Here is a 19,727-nt window from a genome sequence, read left to right as displayed (position 1 = left end):
TGATGCTAAAAAATACAGTGAAAAAATATCAGATATTTAATCCGAAAGATGAAAACTGCCCTGTATGTGCCGGACTCAGCCGTATATACAGAACAGATTCGTTTCAAAATGAGATGGTAATACCTGAAGCAGTCGGTAAGGGCTATTGTCGCAGAATTGTGGTTAAGCCTTCAATGAAGATATCGATAGGAGATATGACCTTCCATGAAAAAATGGCAATGGGGGGCAGACAGGATAACTCCCTGCTCAGGCTTGCTTTTTGTCTGGGAGAGGGATTCTTGTGGCGAATGGAAGGGAATAAACAGGAATATGAGATCGCCTGCGGAGAAAGCTGTATATTCAACCGGAACCAGGGAATAAGTATTATCAGCAGCTATCATCCAGGTCAGCGGATTTTGGGGCTCAATATAGAGTTAGACTTTGAAATCATCACAAGTCTTATGCAGCACTGGGGAAAAGAGCATGTTAACACCAGACTATCTTATGGCAGTAGTGTGTTTGGTAACGGGAAATTTTCTCCTGCCGTCAGGCGGATTCTAAAAGAGATAATGAACTGCCGTTACCGAGAACAGGTAAAAAGAATATACCTTGAAGGGAAAATACTGGAACTGATTGCTGTTTACCTGGATGAGTCCATCTTTAAAAGTGAAGAACCGTATTCCTCGGTCAGACTTTCTTCCTGTGATAGGGAGGCACTGCATCAGGCCAGAAGGATTCTTGATGAAGATATTACTTGCCCGCCAACGCTCGGAAAATTGGCAAAATTGATATGTCTTAATGAATATAAACTGAAAACAGGCTTCAAGGAATTGTTCGGCATGCCTGTTCATGCCTATATCATTGATAAAAGACTGGAGCAGGCGCGGCTTTTAATAGAGGATAAAAAGTTAAGAGTCACGGAAGTGGCTTTGCTGGTAGGCTATAATGATCTAAGCTATTTTGCAGAAAAATTCAGAAAAAAATATGGCTTCAACCCATCAGAATACAGTAAAAATCTATAAACTACAATCAAGTTTAAGCGTATTTAGGCACAGTGAAAAATGACTTCACTGTGCCTAAATACTTTTTACCATAAAACTTATCCTTTTTGACCTAGAAGCAAGAACTGAAAATGCGGTATTATTTCCTTGTTAATGATGATGATAATCAATATCAACATGACGCAATATGAATAAATACCAAATAAGGCAGTCATGTTTGCGGAATGGATCGGAGGGATGAAAGATGAGTGGATTTAAAAAAGTTCTATTCTATGCAAAGGAACATAGAAACAAAATGTATTTGGCGTTTTTCCTTATTCTTTTCAGTGTCATTGCCGGAATTACACCGTATTTAATCACTTATGACCTGATCTTACGTTTTGTAGAAAAACACACCATTACACCAGGTTATTTATTGCTTATGGGCGGAGGAGTCATTGCCGGTTTATTTATGCAGTCATTTTTATTCTATAAAGGATTAACGGCATCTCACCAAGCGGCATTTGATACGTTAATGGGTATGAGAATGAAATTTGCCGACAAGATGACAAAATTGCCACTGGGAGATATTTATAAAAAAGGTACGGGAAGTTATAAAAAAATTTTTGTCGATGACATCGAAAATGTGGAATTGATGCTGGCGCATATGCTGCCTGAAGGCATTCCTTATATCCTTGCTCCAATCATAGTGTATATCGTTTTATTTATAGTGGATTGGCGGTTGGCTCTTCTTTCCCTGGCTTCGATTTTAATCGGTATGATCGCAGTGGGGTTGTTGATGAGAGCCGGATTAAAAAAAATGGATCAATATTATACTGCTGCACGGAAGATGAATTCCACTATCATAGAATATATTTCAGGCATGGAGGTCATTAAAGTGTTTAACCGGACAACCAATTCTTATGAACACTATGTAGAGTCGGTTGAAAATTATAAAAAATATTCTTTGGCATGGTGTAATGAATCCTGGACATATATGGCAATCTATGGATCGGTTCTCCCTTGCACAATACTGTTTTTATTACCTGTCGGCACAGTGTTTTATATCCAGGGAACGCTGACACTTTCCACCTTTGTATTTGCCCTGCTATTATCAATGAGTTTGGGGCAGCCGTTCATCAGGCTTGTGGAATTTTTCCCGGTTGTACCTGTCCTCAAGCATAAAATAGAGCAGCTGGAGCAAACATTTGCCGGAGAAGAATTAGCAATTGCCGATAAGGGCATTGATCCGGAAAACTATAACGTGGAATTTCATGATGTTACCTTTGCCTATGAGCAAACAGAGGTAATCAAACAAGTTTCCTTTTGCGCCCCCGAAAACTCGGTTACGGCGATTGTCGGCGCATCGGGGAGCGGTAAGAGCACTCTTGCCAAACTATTGGTACACTTTTGGGATGTGAAAGAAGGTCGAATTACCATCGGCGGCATCAATATCAATGAAATATCTTTTGAAAAATTAATGAATTTGATCAGTTATGTTTCGCAGGACACCTTTCTATTTCATGCTTCCATCATGGAGAATATCCGCATAGGCAGGCCTGAAGCCACCGATGCGGAGGTCATCGCTGCGGCAAAGCTTGCCATGTGTCATGATTTTATTATGAAGATGGAGCAGGGGTATGGCACCAATGCCGGCGAGGATGGGAACAAGCTTTCCGGCGGAGAAAAACAAAGAATTACCATCGCCAGAGCCATATTGAAAAATTCCCCTGTCATTATCCTGGATGAAGCAACCGCATTCACCGACCCGGAAAACGAAGATAAAATCCAGGAAGCATTAAATCAATTGATCGCAGGGAAAACCCTTATCGTCATTGCCCACAGGCTCTCTACCATCATGGAAGCTGATAATATCCTGGTGATGGACAAAGGAAAATTGCTCATGCAAGGCAGTCATACCGAATTGTTGGCAAAATGCGGTACATATCAATCGCTATGGGATTCCCATAGGCAATCCATAAACTGGGGAGTTCAGGTTAAGGGGGACCAAAATGCTTAGGATAATCAACAGACTATTGCATCTGGCTGGGGAATATGCAGCAAAGATAAAGATTGCTTTTCTTTTTAGTATTTTGGAAGCCATATTTGCACAAGTTCCGATTATTTCCGTTTTATTTATCCTCATTAAAATGGTATCAGGCAGTGTCACAATCCGTGATGCCTGGCTAGCTGGTATTGTTGTAATTACCAGTGTAGTGCTTAGGGCTCTGTCGAAACGGCTGGTAGACGACTTACAAAGCGGTGCAGGCTATGAAATTTTAGCCAGAGAAAGAATGAAGATGGGAGACCGCTTAAAAAGGTTGCCAATGGGATATTTCTCGGAAGGGAAGATTGGCGATATTACCGCGGTGATTACATCCGATTTGGTTTTTGTCGAAGAACATTCCATGTCAACGCTTTCCTATATCATCAGAGGTTATTTGAGCACGGCAATTGGTGTTGTTATATTAACTGTTTTGGATTACAGGATTGGAATGATTTCTTTTATTACTTTGATTTTAGCTTTTTTAATGCTAGACAGAATGCAAAAGGTGGTAAAACATCAATCAGTTGTCAGACAGGAGACCCAGTCTCAGCTCGTTAGTGCCGTCCTTGAATATGTAAAAGGAATCTCGGTGATTAAAGCCTTCAATATGACTGGGGCACAGGCCAAAAAAATAAATCGGGAATTTGAAAAATACCGGGATGCAATGATTGATTTCGAAGAAAAATTTATTCCCCCCAGCGTACGTTTTGATAACTGTTTTACTTTGGGAATTGGATTAACAATTATTGCGTCTTCCTATTTTGCTCTCAAGCAAACGATAGATCTCTCTTTTATGTTGATGATGGTCATATTCATTTTTCAGTTTTATCTGCCCTTTAAAGCGTTAGGTATTCTGAGTGTTAAGGTACGTATTATTGAAGCCGCTCTCAATCGATATGATGCGATTAATAATGCAGAAATTATTGATGAAAATGGGAAAGATATCGCTTTACCCCATTTCGCTATTGAGGTTAACGATGTTTCCTTTGCTTATGAACAAGAAAACATTCTGCATCATGTTAGTTTTACTGTGCCGGAGCACAGTATGACAGCCCTTGTCGGTAGATCCGGTTGTGGCAAAACCACAATTGCCAATCTGATTGCCCGGTTTTGGGATGTGCAGGAAGGCGAGGTAAAAATCGGCGGCGTTAATGTCAAAGAAATGACCTGCGACAGCCTGCTGAAAAACATCAGTATGGTGTTTCAAAATGTATACCTGTTTAACGATACAATCCTGAATAATATTAAATTCGGCAGGCCCACTGCCACAATGGAAGAAGTGGTGACAGCCTGCTGCAAGGCCGGCTGCCATGATTTTATCATGGAATTGGAACAGGGCTATGAAACTATGGTGGGCGAAGGCGGCTCATCCTTGTCAGGAGGTGAAAAGCAGCGAATTTCTATCGCCAGGGCAATCCTCAAAGACGCGCCGATTATCCTGCTTGATGAAGCGACGGCAAGTATAGACCCGGATAATGAAAAGCATATCCAAATGGCCATTAATGAGCTTGTAAAAGATAAAACCCTGGTTGTCATTGCCCATCGATTAGCGACGATAAAAAATGCTGACCAAATACTGGTGATTGATGACGGCAGGATTGTCCAAAGCGGCGCCCATCATGAGCTTATTGCGGAGAAAGGCCAATATCATGATTTCTGGCACAGACGAATGCAGGCAGGGAGCTGGAAAATTAATCAGGCTTTGAATTAATGGAGGGGGAGAATGTATGAAGAAGAGGCAAAAGCAATTATTGTACATGTTTTTGGGCAGTGCGCTATTACTGGGTGCACCGGAGAGGGTAGTGGCGGAGGAAGCGGAAGCCAAAGTAGCAGAGGCGGAATTCAATCTGGACGAATATGTGGTGACGGCCAGTCGAATGCCGACAAAAGTATCCGAAACCGCGGCCAATGTTACGGTGATAGGGCGTAAGGAGATTGAACAAAAAAACCTTTCTACTATTTCAGAAGCGCTGACACAGGCAGGTGTTATTGTAAAGACGGAAGGCGGCAGTGCTGGGGAAGAATCTTCCATTATCCTTAATGGTGATAACCGGGTAGTTGTTTTAGTAGACGGCCGGAAGATTAACGGGGAACAGCGGACAAGTTTCAGTAAGAGTGGCTACAATTTAAATGAACTACCTAATATGAACAGTGTGGAAAAAATTGAAGTGGTACGGGGGGCAGCCTCATCACTCTATGGTAGTAATGGTGTTGGCGGTGTCATTAATATCATTACCCGGAAAGGGGCGGAACCCAGTTCTACGGTATCAACCGAATTTGGCAGCTGGGGTGCAAGACGGTACAGCCTACAAAGCAGCGGTAAAAGCGGGGATACCGGTTATATATTCACGTTCGAACGTCAGACACAGGATAATTATGAATACAAAGATCCGTCCACTGGTAAAGTTGTTACCATGGATAACAGTGATTTTAGCAGAGAAAAAGCCTCAGTTAGGATTGATAAAGAGCTTGGTGAAGGTAAGACACTGACTTTTTATTTTAATCATCTGGACGAAGATGCTAATCAGACGATAACCAAGCCAGGTTTTGTTTTATACAGTCCCAATGCCTCCCGCCATACTATCCAGAATAATGTTTCATTGGCTTACCGGTGGCAGCAAGGCGAGAATGTGACCAATAATCTGCAAATCTATCGTAATCATTCCAATTTTCTTTGGGATCGATATAAATATAATACATATAGTTCCTGGTATAGAACAGAAGCAGACGGTATCGAATGGAATCAAACCCGGCGTTTGAGTGATCGCCATACCCTGCTGGGAGGGTTTGACTGGCGCAATACGCAGGTTGATAGTAAGATTTATGATGCCATACCTACCGGTTATGACGGTAAAAAAATCCGTAATCTAGGGTTGTTTTTGGAAGATCGTTGGGCATTTGATTCTCTCTGGACACTCACTACCGGCTTTCGTAAGGATGATTCCAGTGAATATGACGGTGCGTCAACTGTCCGGTTAAGTCTTAACCGCAAAGTGAACGACAGTACTAATGCCTATCTATCCTGGGGTCAGGTATATAGAGGTCCTGATGCGGTCGACTTATTTCTTCCCGATGGGAGTTATTATTTAAGCAATCCCAATCTTAAGCCGGAAAAAGGAGATACTGTTACCCTTGGCATCAATACCACTTTATCTGGTGGAACGGCAATTCAGGCCAATGTGTTCAGTACTCACTTAAAAGATGCTTTGGGTACTAAAGTCTATAGTTATGCTAGTGGAATGCAGATGTGGCAGCCGTATAATATCGCGGAACAGAAAAAACAAGGTTTTGATTTATCTATAACACAGCCGCTTGCCAAGCACTGGGATATGACTGCCGGTTATTCTTATTTAAAGGTGAAAGAGAAGAATGACGATAGTGGTCTTGGGTATCAGCTGGACATAGCCAACAGTAATCCTAATTTTTATCGCTTAGGTTTCCTCTATCATAATGATGCATGGAATGTCAATGTCATGGGGCGCGGCGCTACCGGCCGTAGTCTCGAGGCTTTTACCTCCAGACAGTATTGGGTGCTGGATGTGGCTGCAAGCTATCAAATTAAGCCTAATATCAAAGTTTACGCCAAAGTATATAATTTAACCAACCGGGCTTATGAAACAACTTATGCAAAAGATACGGCATACCTGTCTGATGGGAGTATGGCTGCCGGAGCTCTGCCAATGTCGTCGAGGCAATTTGTTTTTGGTGTGGAAGGGCGTATGTAACTACCGGCAAACGGTCCATACCGCAAAGGGTGGCTGGTGAAGTATTCATTCGCCTGCAGGAGTACAATAAACAGGGTTATACAAACAAAATCAAACGGGGAAAGAGTAACAGGATCAAAATCTGTCGCTCTTTCCCCACCATCATTCACAGGACAACTTTTTTACATCCGGAAAAAGATATCGGCTTTAGCACTGCGCAAGGGAGGAAATGAAGTGCAATATCATATAGTGAAAGGAAAAAAGAAATGGTATTATGGGTTAGCCGCTGCTGTCATGATCATTTGTATCATCGGTGGCGTTTTGTGGAAAGAAAATCACCAGGCAAAACCAACGGTTGATACGAACATTCCCTTAGTTCGTACAGTAATGGTCAATGCTGTGGAAACGTCCCGCTCTTACACCTATCCGGGCGAAGTGCGCGGCCGTTATGAAAGCCAGTTGGCCTTCCAGGTCGGCGGGAAGATAATCAGACGCAGTGTAGATCTGGGTGCCACTGTTCAGGCAGGAGAGGTGCTTATGCAGCTTGAACCCAAAGACCTGCAGCAAGCGGCAAACAGCAGTTCCGCGCAACTTATGGCTGCTCAGGCTCAGCTAAAATTGGCTGAAAGCAATCTAAGCCGCTACCGGCAGTTATATGAGCAGGCGGCTGTCAGCCGTGCTCAGTTCGACCAGTACCAAAATTCCTATGACGTTGCTCTGGCGGAAGTTCACCGGGCAGCGGCCCAGCATGAACAGGGCGCCAATAAACTCGACTATACCCTGCTGGTTGCCGATCAACCAGGTGTCATTGCCGCAATTGGCGCTGAAATTGGCCAGGTGGTTAGCGCTGGCCAGACTGTGCTGACAATCGTGCGGGACGGAGAGCGGGAAATCGAAATTAGCATCCCGGAAAACCGGCTGGAAGACTTGCGCCAAGCCACCCAATGCAAAGTGACCTTCTGGGCTCTGCCTAGTATTACGGTAGACGGCAGCATCAGAGAAATTGCACCAATGGCTAACGCAACTAGCCGTACTTACAAAGTGCGTATCACCTTAGTCACGCCACCGCCGGAAGTCAAACTGGGCATGACGGCAGCCGTCTTGGTAACTGCTGCCGACCAACAGGCAGCGGCAATCACTATTCCCTTGTCGGCCCTGTATCAAACAGGGGATACTCCCAGAGTCTGGGTGGTCAAAGACAATACTGTCGGCCTGCGCCCTGTTACTGTCGGTGTTGGCAGCAGCGACACCATTCAGGTGCTGGCTGGATTGCAGCCTGGCGAAACCATTGTCACGGCCGGCGTTCACAAACTGCGGGACGGCCAACAAATACGAATTGCCAGTGGTGACCGCTCATGAAAAATTTTAATCTTACAGAATGGGCGCTCCATCATAAACAACTGGTTTATTATTTTTTGGTAGTTATCTTTATTGCTGGGATTTTTTCCTATAGGAATCTGGGCCGCATGGAAGATCCCGATTTTACCATCCGACAGATGGTTGTGTCGGTTAACTGGCCGGGTGCTAGTGCCCGTCAGGTGGAAGAGCAGGTCACTGATAAAATTGAGAAGAAACTGCAGGACACCCCAGGGCTGGATTACCTGAGAAGCTATTCTACTCCCGGTCAGTCTGTTATTTATGTTGTCCTGAAGGATGATGCGGTCAAAGGTGATCAGATCCGTCCCATCTGGCTGGAAGTGCGCAATATGGTGAATGATATCAAGCCCGCGTTGCCTCAGGGCGTTGACGGGCCTTATTACAATGACCGGTTTGACGATGTGTTTGGCTGCATTTATGCCCTGACAGGCGATGGTTATAGTTATGAAGAGCTACGGGAACGTGCGGAAAAAATTCGACGCATCCTGGTTGATGTGTCAGGCGTCAGAAAAGTAGATGTTATCGGCGTACAAACCGAAAAAATTTATATTGAACTGGAAAACGCCAAACTGGCGCAGTTGGGTCTGGTCCCGTCAGATATGATGAACGTCGTGAAGGCGCAAAATGCTATGGCTCCTTCCGGCATGCTGGAAACCGCGGCTGACAATGTCTACCTGCGGGTAAGCGGTATGTTTGAAAATCTGGACGATGTAAAAAACCTGCCTGTCCGGGCTGGAGGGCACAACCTGCGTTTGGGCGATGTCGCTCGGATTACCCGTGGTTACAGCGATCCCCCGGATCCAAGGATGTTTTATAACGGCCAGCCGGCGATCGGGCTGGCTTTATCTATGGATAAGGGGGGAAATATTCTCGACCTTGGCACAAACCTGGATAGGACCCTAACCCAAATTAAACAGCAGCTCCCCTTGGGACTGGAACTTAATACCGTTGCCGATCAGCCGGACATGGTCCAGCAGTCGATTAATGATTTCATAAGATCCCTGGCCGAGGCGGTAGCTATCGTTTTAATCGTCTGCTTTCTCAGCCTGGGCGCGCGCTCCGGTATTGTTGTGGCCCTATGCATCCCCCTGGTAATTACCGGCGTATTCGTCGTTATGAAAGTGGGGGGGATCGATCTTCATAAAATCTCACTGGGAGCTTTGATACTTTCACTGGGTCTATTGGTGGATGACGCCATTATCGCTATTGAGATAATGACCGTCAGGCTGCAGCAGGGCTGGAACCGCTTTGACGCTGCCTGCTACGCCTATGAGGCCACTTCGTTTCCAATGCTAACCGGGACGCTGATTACCTGCGCTGGGTTTATCCCGATCGGGTTTTCTCAAGGCACGGCTTCCGAATTCGTTGGCAGCATCTTTTCGGTAATTACCATCGCCCTCTTGATCTCCTGGGGCGTATCAGTATTGGTTACTCCCCTGTTAGGCTACAGCCTTGTTACGAGTTCCACTGCTGGCAGCGTTCCTGGTAAGGAGCTGTACAACACCCGCTTTTATTGTTTGTTCAAACAGCTATTGACATGGTGTCTGGTTCAGCGCAAAAAGGTGCTGTTCCTTACCGTCATCTGTTTTATTGGTTCCGCTTTTCTGATGGGCCAGGTAAAGCAGGAGTTTTTCCCTGAATCCAGCCGGCCGGAGCTCATCGTGGATATGCGTTTGCCGCAGGGAGCTTCCCTGCAGGCTACAGAACAGGAAGCCGCACGCTTTGTTCAAAGACTTACCGCTGAGGCCGGCTTGGTCAACTACTCCTATTATGTGGGAAAAGGAGCGCCACGTTTTGTTCTTACCGCCGAGGCTGTTTATCCAAATACAAATTTTGCTCAGTTTATTTTTGTGGCCAAAGACGTTGATTTCCGTGACAAACTGGCCAAACAGGCTAAAAATCTGCTGGATACTGAGTTTCCCCAAGTGCGCGGCAATATCAAATTTATTAAAACCGGTCCGTCCTACCCCTATTCTGTCATGCTGCGGGTAACCGGTCATGATCATGATAAAGTCCGTGAAATTGCCGGACAGGTATTGGATCAGCTAGCAATCAACCCGATGATTACCGAAGCCAATCTTGACTGGAACGAAAAGAGTAAAGTTCTGCGCCTGGATATCGATCAGGATAAGGTACGCATACTGGGGATTGAGAGTCAGACCCTGGCCGCCAACCTGCAGTCACTGTTGTCAGGCTCGGCCATTGCCGAGTTCCGGGAAAGGGATAAAACCATCGGCATTGTATTCCGGCTTGACTCGGCCAGCCGCTGCGACTTGTCCCTGGTCAAAGATCTGAATATCCACACCGGTGGCGGTCAATTCGTTCCTTTGGATCAAATCGCCAAAATCAGCTATGAGGCAGAGGAAGGACTGATCTGGCGCCGTAATTTAAAGCCAACGATTACCGTTCAGGCCAATACGGTCGAGGGCATACTGGGCAACAATGCAACCAAAGCGGTGTATAAAGATCTGGAGGACTTACGTTCCTCGCTGCCGCCGGGCTACAGCATCGATATTGGCGGTTCCCTGGAAAGCAGCCTGAAGGCCAGTGGCTGGATATTACAGCCTGTACCGTTGATGATTGTAGCCATTGTCACCCTGCTGATGCTGCAACTCCATAGTATACCAAAGATGCTGCTCACGCTGCTGACCGCCCCGCTGGGGCTGATTGGTGTCAGTGTAAGCCTGTTCTTGACCGGGCGCCCTATGGGCTTTGTGGTGCAACTCAGCATTTTAGCGTTGTCCGGTATTATTATGCGCAACTCCGTCATTCTCATTGACCAGATTGAGCAGCACCTGAAAGCCGGAGAGACTGTCTGGGAGTCCATTATTAACGCTGCCGTCACCCGCTTCCGTCCGATTATGCTTACCGCCGCGGCAGCTATCCTGGGGATGGTGCCCCTTATGTCGAATGTGTTTTGGGGACCGATGGCGGTAGCGATCGCCGGCGGTCTTTTCGGCGCTACCATATTGACCCTGTTGGTGCTGCCTGCGATGTACGCCACCTGGTATAGGGCACAGCCGGAGGGACTAAAGCTATCTCAGGCAGAACAAGCAGAGACCGGAAGCTTATTACAGTAGGATCAGGTTCGAACCGGAGTAAAGTTTTTTGCATACCTGATTTAGGCGCAAGAAGATATTTTCTTTCTTGCGCCTAAATACTTTTTACCATGTAATTTATCCTTTTTGACATAGAAGCAAGAGTGAAAAACATGGTAGTATATTCCTGTAGATGATAATGATTATCAGTATTAATTAAAACGAAAAAAGAATATTGGAGTGATAGTAAGGCAAAAAGGTGTATCAAATTACTTTTACTAGGGGGGAATGACCGGTAATGTCTCAAATGGAAGCAGTCGAAAAGATGGCTTGCGAAGGCTTGCCTGCTTGGCCGCAATTGCCGCGAGAATCCGCTGGTGCGGTAAATGATAAATGTTCTATTATTCGCAATGAATGCAAACTTGGCAGGACTGTGTGGAATGAGATTCAAAAAGCTGCACTTGTGCATCGGGTTTCATCTCTGTCAGTGTTATTGTCAGCTTTTGGTGAAATACTGGGCAGGTGGAATTCTGGTTGCGATCTGACCATGCTTGTGACAAATGGTTTCGACGAAAAGGTTAGTCAGAGCGAGGTTATTCCCGTAGCTTTCAGGTCTTTGCGGGATGAGCGATGGATTGATATATGCCGTAAAACCGGACTACAGTTAGAAGGCGCGACAATCTGCCGCCGTGCTGCTGGTTCGTCTGTTCTGCATAATATTGACGGAGATTCCAGGTTGGATAACGGCGCAGCCATTGTGGTATTTTCCAGCGATTTATTGGCGTTTCGCAATTCTGCCGGGAAAGCCGGAAATACCGTTGTAAGAAGTGATATAAATAAAGAATATTATTTCCGGCAAATGCAGTTGCGTGCTTGTTTGTGCTGTCATGTGTCTGAGCGTGATGAAGGAATCAGCATTGTTTGGGAGATGTTTGAAGGATATTTTCCTCAGTGTTTGCCTGATGCCATGCTGGAATCTTATCAGTGCCTGTTAAACTGGCTGGCCGAGGAAAACTGGGAAAAATCAATTCCGGATTTTGTTCCAGTTTCACAGCAGGAGGTACGCGAAAAAACAAATGCCACGGTTGTTCCGGTTGTAGAAAAATGCATTCATCAGGATTTTTTTATTCATGCCCGAAAAAATCCGGAACATGAGGCGCTGTTCTGGAGTGAAGGAAAAATTAACCGGAGTATGACTTACGGCGAACTTGCGGACAGAGCTTTACGCATGGCGGCACTTCTCATAGAAAAAGGCGTTGCGCCGGGGGAAGCTGTTGCTGTAACGCTGCCGAAGGGGCCTGATCAGGTGATTGCCGTTCTGGCTGTACTGGCAGCAGGAGCGGCGTATGTTCCGGTCGGCGTTGATCAGCCTGAAGGCAGGCGGAACAGAATATACCGGCTAGGTGGAATCCGCCGGTTAATAACAGATTATGCGGGATTTAGCATGTTGTCAGATCCGGGGAATATTACCGTGATTTTGAGTGGTGAGGCAGATAAGCTTCCTCCTTTGCCTCACCCGGTTGCTATAAGTACGGATGCCTTGGCTTATATTATTTTCACTTCAGGTTCGACCGGGGAACCAAAGGGTGTGGAGATTACCCACAAAGCTGCTTTTAATACGATTTTGGATATAAACAAGCGTTTTTCCGTAAATCAATCTGATAGAGTGCTTGCCGTATCGGCTCTTGATTTTGATCTTTCCGTTTATGATTTATTTGGTTTGCTTTCTGCAGGGGGCGGGGTGGTATTGCCGGATGAAAGTGCCAGACGGGAAGCGCCGGTCTGGCTTGACCTTATCGGCAGAATGAAGGTGACAGTCTGGAATTCCGTACCAGCGCTTTTGGATATGTTGATGATCGCCGCCGGCGAGAAGGCTTTGCCGGATTCATTGCGCCTTGTGCTCGTATCCGGAGACTGGGTCGGTCTGGACCTTTATGGCCGCCTGATGAAAAAATCCCCTATTTGTCGTTTTATTGCGCTCGGCGGCGCGACCGAGGCTTCAATCTGGTCAAATTTTTTCGAGGTTACGTTTATTGATCCTTTGTGGACATCCATTCCTTACGGAAAACCTTTGAGCAACCAATACTTCCGTGTCGTGGACCGGATCGGTCGTGATTGCCCGGATATGGTGGCCGGTGAACTATGGATTGGCGGGATAGGGGTGGCCCGCGGGTATCGGGGAAATCCTGAATTGACGGATAAGAGTTTTATTGAGCTGGAGGATCGCCGCTGGTATTGTACAGGCGATCTGGGACGCTACTGGCCTGACGGCAATATTGAATTTCTCGGCAGGGCCGATCAACAAGTGAAATTGAGGGGATACCGTATTGAGCTCGGTGAGATTGAGGCAGTGTTACGCCAGTATCCGGAAGTAAGTCAGGCGGCTGCGGCTATCGCTGCCAATGCCGGTTCAAAGCAGCTTGTCGCCGCTGTTGTCGCCGAGTTTGTGCCAGTACAGATTCATCCCGTTTCAGCAGTGAGCTCTGATTCGCGTATTATGAAAAGTTTATCGCGGGAAATGCAGGCAAAAATTGTGGAAGCCCTGATGGTTGAAATACTGAGTCTTGCTGAATTGGGGCAAGATGCACAGAAAAATCTGAGCATCATTGAGAAGCTGCAGATCACTGACGGGTATAGGCCCTTGCTGCAGATGTGGCTCTGCTGGCTTGACGAGCGTCAGGTGATAAACGCGCAGCAAGGCGGTTTACTTGCCGGTCCGGCAATCCGTGAAGCGCTGCAATATGCCGAAAGTCTTAAAACTGGTACCTCGCATCCACAGGAAGTGACTGAGCATAATTCCCATGTTTTACAGATAGGACGGCGTTTATTTGAACGCCTGGATATGTATCGGGGAATTCTGAGTGGCAAGGTTTCAGCCGCAATTCTTCTTGATGATGATATTCTTTCGCCTGAAAGTCTGGCTGCCAGGGACCAGGGAACTATTGAGGGCATACAATTGATTGCTGAAAAAATAAAGCATTTAGCAAAAGCTGCCGGTAAGCCCATAAAAGCTGCGCTAATTGGCGGACGAAGCGGTATCCTGGCGCTCAGGCTGCTGGAAATGCTTGATCCAGGTGATATCCGGTTTACACTGCTTGATTCTGCACCGGCAATGGTTGAAGCTGCGAGACGGCGTCTGTCATCGCTGTTTCATCCGGTCACCTGCCAAAGGCTGCCGGATAGTCACATTCCGGCTGAGCTTCGTTATTCTTTTGATGTAGTATTGGCCATAAATTCACTTCACTGTTACCGGGACCCGAATCAGGGCATTGCCGTTGCCTCATTGCTGGTGAGGCAGGGCGGCAGGGTGTTTGCCCTGGAGCATAGCGAACTTACCCCAGTCGCCGCAGTAACAGCTGCCGTGCTGGACAAAGCATTTGCTGATTTTGATTTTGAACGCCGGCAGGCATATAGTCCAATGCTGCCTGCCTGGAGATGGGAAAAAATGTTGATGAAGGCCGGCTTTCATCATGTGAATTCTAGTTCTGTGAAAGGTTCTTTTACTGAACTTATTGAGGGGAGTTGCCCAACGTCCCGGACAGAGCTTGATGCCGGCAGTATACTGGAGTTTGCCGCAAAGCATCTGCCGGCGCATATGCTGCCGGAAAAAATTGAAGTACTGCCCTGGATACCGTTAAGCGCTAATGGCAAGATCGACCGCACCGCCATTGCCGCAGTATTTACGTCTGGAACCGAAGTGACCAGCGGCGAAGAAATGCCTGCGGGAATGGAACGGCAAATTGCTGAAATATGGAAAATTCTGCTGGATATTAATGCTGTTGGCCGTAATCAGGGATTCTTTGAAATTGGTGGGGATAGTCTGTTGGCAACGCGTTTCCTTGCAGCAGTAAAAGAAGAGTTCGGGGTTGAGCTGCCGCTAAGGCAGCTGATTGAAGCTCCGTCATTATCGCAGGTGGCCGCTGCTCTGGAAGGCAAATTGTCTGAAGTGGACCGAACCATGGAATGCATGGAGGAAGGGGAAATATGATTGGTATCATTGGCGCTTACGGGGATGTTGGACTGCAGGCGGCGCAGATGCTGCGCGACTGGGGGAAACAGCCGCTGCGGCTGGGAGGCAGGAATCCCAGGGCAGCGAAGGAAAAGCTCTGCGGCCAGTTCCCCCAGGCCGAATGGGTTCAGGTTGATATTGAAGCTGACCGGAGTCTGGAGTCATTTTTAAATGGCTGCCAACTGCTTGTCAATTGCGCGGGACCGTCTCACCGGACAACGGCGCGTGTGGCCGGGGTGTGCTTGGCCAAGGGCTGCCCGCTTGTGGACGCCGGCGTGGACCAAAACCTGGAAATGCTGCGGAGAACGCCACAAAGTACAGTGGTACTCTATGCAGCAGGCGCGACGCCTGGGTTGTCAGGATTGCTGCCGCGCTGGCTGGGGAACTTTTTTGATAGAGTTGATTCCCTGGTTTACTATACCGGCGTTATGGATAAGTTTACAGATTCTGCCGCCGAGGACTATCTCGCCGGTGCAGCAGGAAAAGACAACAAACCACTGGCGGCATGGAAAAACGGCGCTTGCCGGCTTGCGGTCTTACGCCGTAAATACAGGGTTCAGCTGCCTTGTTTTCCCCGTGAAGTGACCCTATATCCGTATTTTGATGCCGAAGCGCAAGTTGTAGCGACTGCGTTATCGCTTCGCGATGGCGAATGGTATATTGCCGGTGATGGTAACCATGTGCCGTCAATCCTTGACGAAGTGCGCCTGCAGTTTCCCCTTGACAGCAAAAATGCGGTAAAGCGTCTTTGTGCGGCCTCCGAGCTGGACTCGGCAGGGCATCAGAAATATATCAATTTTGTTATGCAACTGAGTGGCAGCAAGAACGGTGCGGAAATAACGCGGACGCTAATTCTGCAGGCCGGCAGGCCGGCGGTTCTAACCGGTTCGGCGGTCGCTGCGGCCGGGATAGCAATACTGGAGGATGAAATACCTCCCGGTGTGCGCTCTCTGTCCGAAATCCCTGAGCCGGCCAAAGTAATTGAACGGCTGGACCAGGCACGGTGCATCAAACGTTTTAGGGTTTTTGAAAGTCCGGTGGACGATTTGCTGCAGGCCGTGGAGGGTGAACTATGACAGGGGGAAAATTGCGTACCGTAGTTTGTGGATCTACCTTCGGGCAGTTTTACCTGGCAGCTTTACATATGCTGCCTGAGCAGTTTGAAGTGGCCGGATTGCTTGCGAGGGGGAGCGAGAGATCGCAACAATGCGCAAAACATTACGGGATAAAATTGTACACGGAAGCCCGCCAACTGCCGAATGATATTGATCTTGCCTGCGTTGTGCTGCGTTCAGGAGTACTAGGCGGCAAAGGCACAGAATTGTCACTGAATTTTCTCGAACAGGGGATTCATGTTATTCAGGAACAACCTGTTCATCACAAAGATATGATGACCTGCTTTAGCGCCGCGCACCGAAACAATGCGGTTTTCCGGACAGGCGATCTCTATGTCCATTTACCTGCTGTCAGACGGTTTATTGTGTGTGCCAAAGCTTTGCTGGAACGGCAGGAGGCGCTATACATTGATGCGGCGTTTGCCTCTCAGGTATCCTATCCGATGATGCATATTTTACTGGAAGCTTTGCCGTCAATCCGCATATGGAAGACCGGCGCAGTAAGCAGGGACGGGGGGCCGTTCCATGTTCTGACCGGAAGGCTGGGACAGATTCCAGCAATATTGAGAGTTCATAATGAAGTAGATCCGGACGATCCTGATAACTATCTTCATTTGCTGCACCGTATAGCAATCGGTTGCGAAGGCGGGAGCTTGTCGCTTGCCGATACCCATGGCCCTGTCCTTTGGCAGCCCCGGCTGCATATCCCGGAAAATCTGAATACCCTGAGCGAGCTTGCGGGCGCGAATATTGAATATATGCTTGAAAACAGCATAGCAACGCTGGGACCGTCATCTTCGTCAAATTACAGGGATATTCTCACACAGCAATGGCCGCAGGCCATTGCCCGGGACTTGTCGTCAATGCGAGAAATGATCCGGGAAAGTTCCGGGCAGGTGATGAGAGCCCAGCAGGAGCTCTTGTGTTCCCGGCAATGGCAGGAGATGACTGCTGCACTGGGATATCCCGTTTTGCGTCCCGGCTGCAGCCATCAGCCGCTGCCGGTGAGTATTCTGGAGGAGGCCGCCGGAAAAATTCAGGATGACAATGGTAGCTATAACGCTGCAGACTATTGTGGCGCAAGCGAACTTTCTACTTGCACGGAATATGCCGACAGTGAGCTTGCTGGCATAAGTTCAGATGATGTAATTTTGTTCGTTAGGAAACTGGAGGCCGCTGTTTTCAGTTCAATGGTATATACCTTTCAGCTCCAGGGCATTTTGACCAACCGGGAAAGGGAATACAGCCTCACAGAGATTTTGTCTGTTTCCAATACTGCGCCACGGCACCAGTATTTGATCAGGCGCTGGCTTGCGCTATTAACCGAACGGGGATGGTTGCAGCACCGCGGGGATAATTATTATGGCGCTGACGTTGTATCAAAACAAATGCTGGGACAACGCTGGCAAGCGGCAAGAGAAATTTGGGACAGTAGACTGGGGCCGCCGCTCACCATGGATTACCTCATCAGGAATGTCGAGCAACTGCCGCAATTGCTGAGCGGGCAACAGCAGCCTACACTCCTGTTATTTCCTGAAGGCAAAATAGACTACGCCAGTGCCTGTTATCGCGATGTTATGGCCAGGTATCTCAACAAAACTTTGGCAGAGGCGGTTATTCGCATCGGCTTGGCCAAAAAGCCGGCAGTGGACGCAGTAAAGGATGAACTGCTACACATTGTGGAAATCGGCGCAGGTACGGGCGCTACTACCGATGAAGTGGTCCGGCGGTTAAAAACTTCTGCCGAAAATGGTAAAACAGAGTATTTGTTCACAGATGTTTCTAATTATTTTCTCACTGCTGCCAGTAAACGGTTCAAAGATTGCCCGTGGATGCGGTTTCAAATTGTGGATATTGACAAAGATTTTATTCAGCAGGGACTGAAGGCGGAAAGTGTGGATATCATCATTGCCGCAGGCGTCCTGGATAACTCTTTTGATATAGATAAGACGGTAAATGGGCTGATGCGTATTCTGAAGCCCGGAGGCTGGATGCTGATTACTGAACCTGTTCATGATCTCCCAGAAACGTTGATTTCGCAGGCGTTTATGATGACCCATCAGGTGGAGAGCGGAGAACGCATAAAATCTATATTTATGTCTGTCCGGCAGTGGCAGGATGTTTTTCGCAAAGCAGACGTGGCGGAGGTTCTGACATTCCCTGGTGAGGAGCATCCGCTCGCTCCTTTAGGACAAAAACTTTTTGCAGCAAGGAAGAACCGGCGTAAGCTTGCGCAAGCCTTAGTCGATGATTTGCCGCAGGTGGTGGAGGGTGAGGTATGAAACAGGAAGATTTTCATACGGTAGTGTGTGATTCTGCGTTTGGACGGTTTTGCTCAAAAGCTGCTGACAGCGACCTTGGTGGAATAAGCGCAGCTGATATAACTTTATTCGTTAGGCAGCTGGAGCAAGCTGTTTTCAGTTCAATGATCCACACATTTCAGACACAGGGCGTTCTGACTAACCGGGAAAGGGAGTACAGCCTTACCAAGATTTTGTCTGTTTTTAATACTGCGCCGCAGCATCAGTGCCTGATCAGGCGTTGGCTTAGACTGCTAACCGAACGGGATTGGCTGAAGTTCCGCGGGGATAATTATTATGGGGCAGCCGCTGTATCAAAGGTAATGCTGGACCAGTGCTGGAGTGCGGCAAGGAAGAGTTGGGACGGCAGGCTTGGTTCGCCATTGGCAATGGATTATCTCATCAGCAATGTCAGACGACTTCCGCAATTAATGAGCGGGGAACAGCAGGCTGCGCTGCTGCTGTTTCCTGAAGGAAAAATGGACTATGCCAATGCTTTGTACCGTGAGTCGATAACGGCCCGTTATCTTAACCAAGCTACGGCGGAAGCAGTTAGCCGCATTGTTGCAGCCAAAAAACTGACGGGTGCAGAGAGCGAAGAACAGCTGCACATTGTGGAGATAGGCGCAGGTACAGGTGCTACTACGGCTGTAGTAGTGCCAAGGTTAAAAGCAGCTGTCGGCGCGCTTAGCATAGAATACTTGTTTACCGATATCTCTAACTTCTTTCTTTTGGCTGCACGTGAAAACTTCAAAGACTATCCGTGGATGCGGTTTCAAATTGTTGATATTGATAAAAATTTTGTTCAACAGGGGTTGAAGGCGAAATGTGCGGATATCATCATTGCCGCCGGTATTTTGAATAATGCTGCCGATACAGACAAAACGGTAGAAGGGCTTATGCACATTTTGGCGGAGGGAGGCTGGATGCTGATCACGGAACCAACTGGCGAATTTCCGGAAATGCTAATTTCGCAGGCTTTCATGATGAGCCGCCCGGAGGATGACAGAAAAAATACAAAAACAACATTTATGTCTGTGGATCAGTGGTTGGATGTTTTTCGCAAAGCCGGAGCGGCTGAAGTTCTGACGCTGCCGGATGAAGCTCATCCACTAACTCCATTAGGACAAAAGTTTTTTGCCGTGAGGAAGAAATAACGGATTTGGTATAACACAGGA

Annotated in this window: 10 protein-coding genes; all 10 read left to right on the top strand. The window is 47.4% G+C overall.

The features are described from left to right. Positions 1-2 precede the first annotated feature (2 nt). The 10 genes from SALPA_RS09970 (at position 3) to SALPA_RS09925 (ending at position 19,706) form a co-directional block, all read left to right on the top strand. Positions 3-1,001, top strand: coding sequence for a helix-turn-helix transcriptional regulator (locus SALPA_RS09970; RefSeq protein WP_145093041.1), 999 nt, complete (start codon positions 3-5; stop codon positions 999-1,001). Positions 1,002-1,224: 223 nt separating this feature from the next. Next, complete coding sequence (locus tag SALPA_RS09965; protein ID WP_145093038.1) at positions 1,225-2,979, top strand: ABC transporter ATP-binding protein; 1,755 nt, start codon at positions 1,225-1,227, stop codon at positions 2,977-2,979. Continuing rightward, positions 2,972-4,717, top strand: coding sequence for an ABC transporter ATP-binding protein (locus SALPA_RS09960; RefSeq protein WP_145093035.1), 1,746 nt, complete (start codon positions 2,972-2,974; stop codon positions 4,715-4,717). The genes SALPA_RS09965 and SALPA_RS09960 overlap by 8 nt, the downstream gene beginning before the upstream one ends. Positions 4,718-4,733: 16 nt before the next feature. Further along, positions 4,734-6,731, top strand: coding sequence for a TonB-dependent siderophore receptor (locus SALPA_RS09955; protein ID WP_145093033.1), 1,998 nt, complete (start codon positions 4,734-4,736; stop codon positions 6,729-6,731). A gap of 273 nt (positions 6,732-7,004) precedes the next feature. Beyond that, positions 7,005-8,069, top strand: coding sequence for an efflux RND transporter periplasmic adaptor subunit (locus SALPA_RS09950; protein WP_145101868.1), 1,065 nt, complete (start codon positions 7,005-7,007; stop codon positions 8,067-8,069). Then, positions 8,066-11,167, top strand: coding sequence for an efflux RND transporter permease subunit (locus tag SALPA_RS09945; protein ID WP_145093029.1), 3,102 nt, complete (start codon positions 8,066-8,068; stop codon positions 11,165-11,167). Before SALPA_RS09950 ends, SALPA_RS09945 begins: the two co-directional genes overlap by 4 nt. A 256-nt stretch (positions 11,168-11,423) precedes the next feature. Continuing rightward, complete coding sequence (locus SALPA_RS09940) at positions 11,424-15,113, top strand: amino acid adenylation domain-containing protein (protein ID WP_255451127.1); 3,690 nt, start codon at positions 11,424-11,426, stop codon at positions 15,111-15,113. Next, positions 15,110-16,210 carry a saccharopine dehydrogenase NADP-binding domain-containing protein gene (locus SALPA_RS09935; protein WP_145093026.1) on the top strand — a complete coding sequence of 367 codons (1,101 nt, stop codon included), beginning with the start codon at positions 15,110-15,112 and terminating at the stop codon, positions 16,208-16,210. The genes SALPA_RS09940 and SALPA_RS09935 overlap by 4 nt, the downstream gene beginning before the upstream one ends. Then, positions 16,207-18,531 (top strand): bifunctional Gfo/Idh/MocA family oxidoreductase/class I SAM-dependent methyltransferase, encoded by a 2,325-nt coding sequence (locus tag SALPA_RS09930; protein ID WP_145093023.1) that lies wholly within the window; start codon positions 16,207-16,209, stop codon positions 18,529-18,531. The genes SALPA_RS09935 and SALPA_RS09930 overlap by 4 nt, the downstream gene beginning before the upstream one ends. Continuing rightward, positions 18,528-19,706 carry a class I SAM-dependent methyltransferase gene (locus SALPA_RS09925; protein ID WP_145093020.1) on the top strand — a complete coding sequence of 393 codons (1,179 nt, stop codon included), beginning with the start codon at positions 18,528-18,530 and terminating at the stop codon, positions 19,704-19,706. Before SALPA_RS09930 ends, SALPA_RS09925 begins: the two co-directional genes overlap by 4 nt. The last annotated feature ends 21 nt before the right edge of the window (positions 19,707-19,727 follow it).

The organism is Sporomusa sp. KB1, assembly GCF_007830295.1.
Taxonomy (GTDB): Bacteria; Bacillota; Negativicutes; order Sporomusales; family Sporomusaceae; genus Sporomusa.
This window is presented reverse-complemented; position numbering and strand designations above follow the sequence as displayed.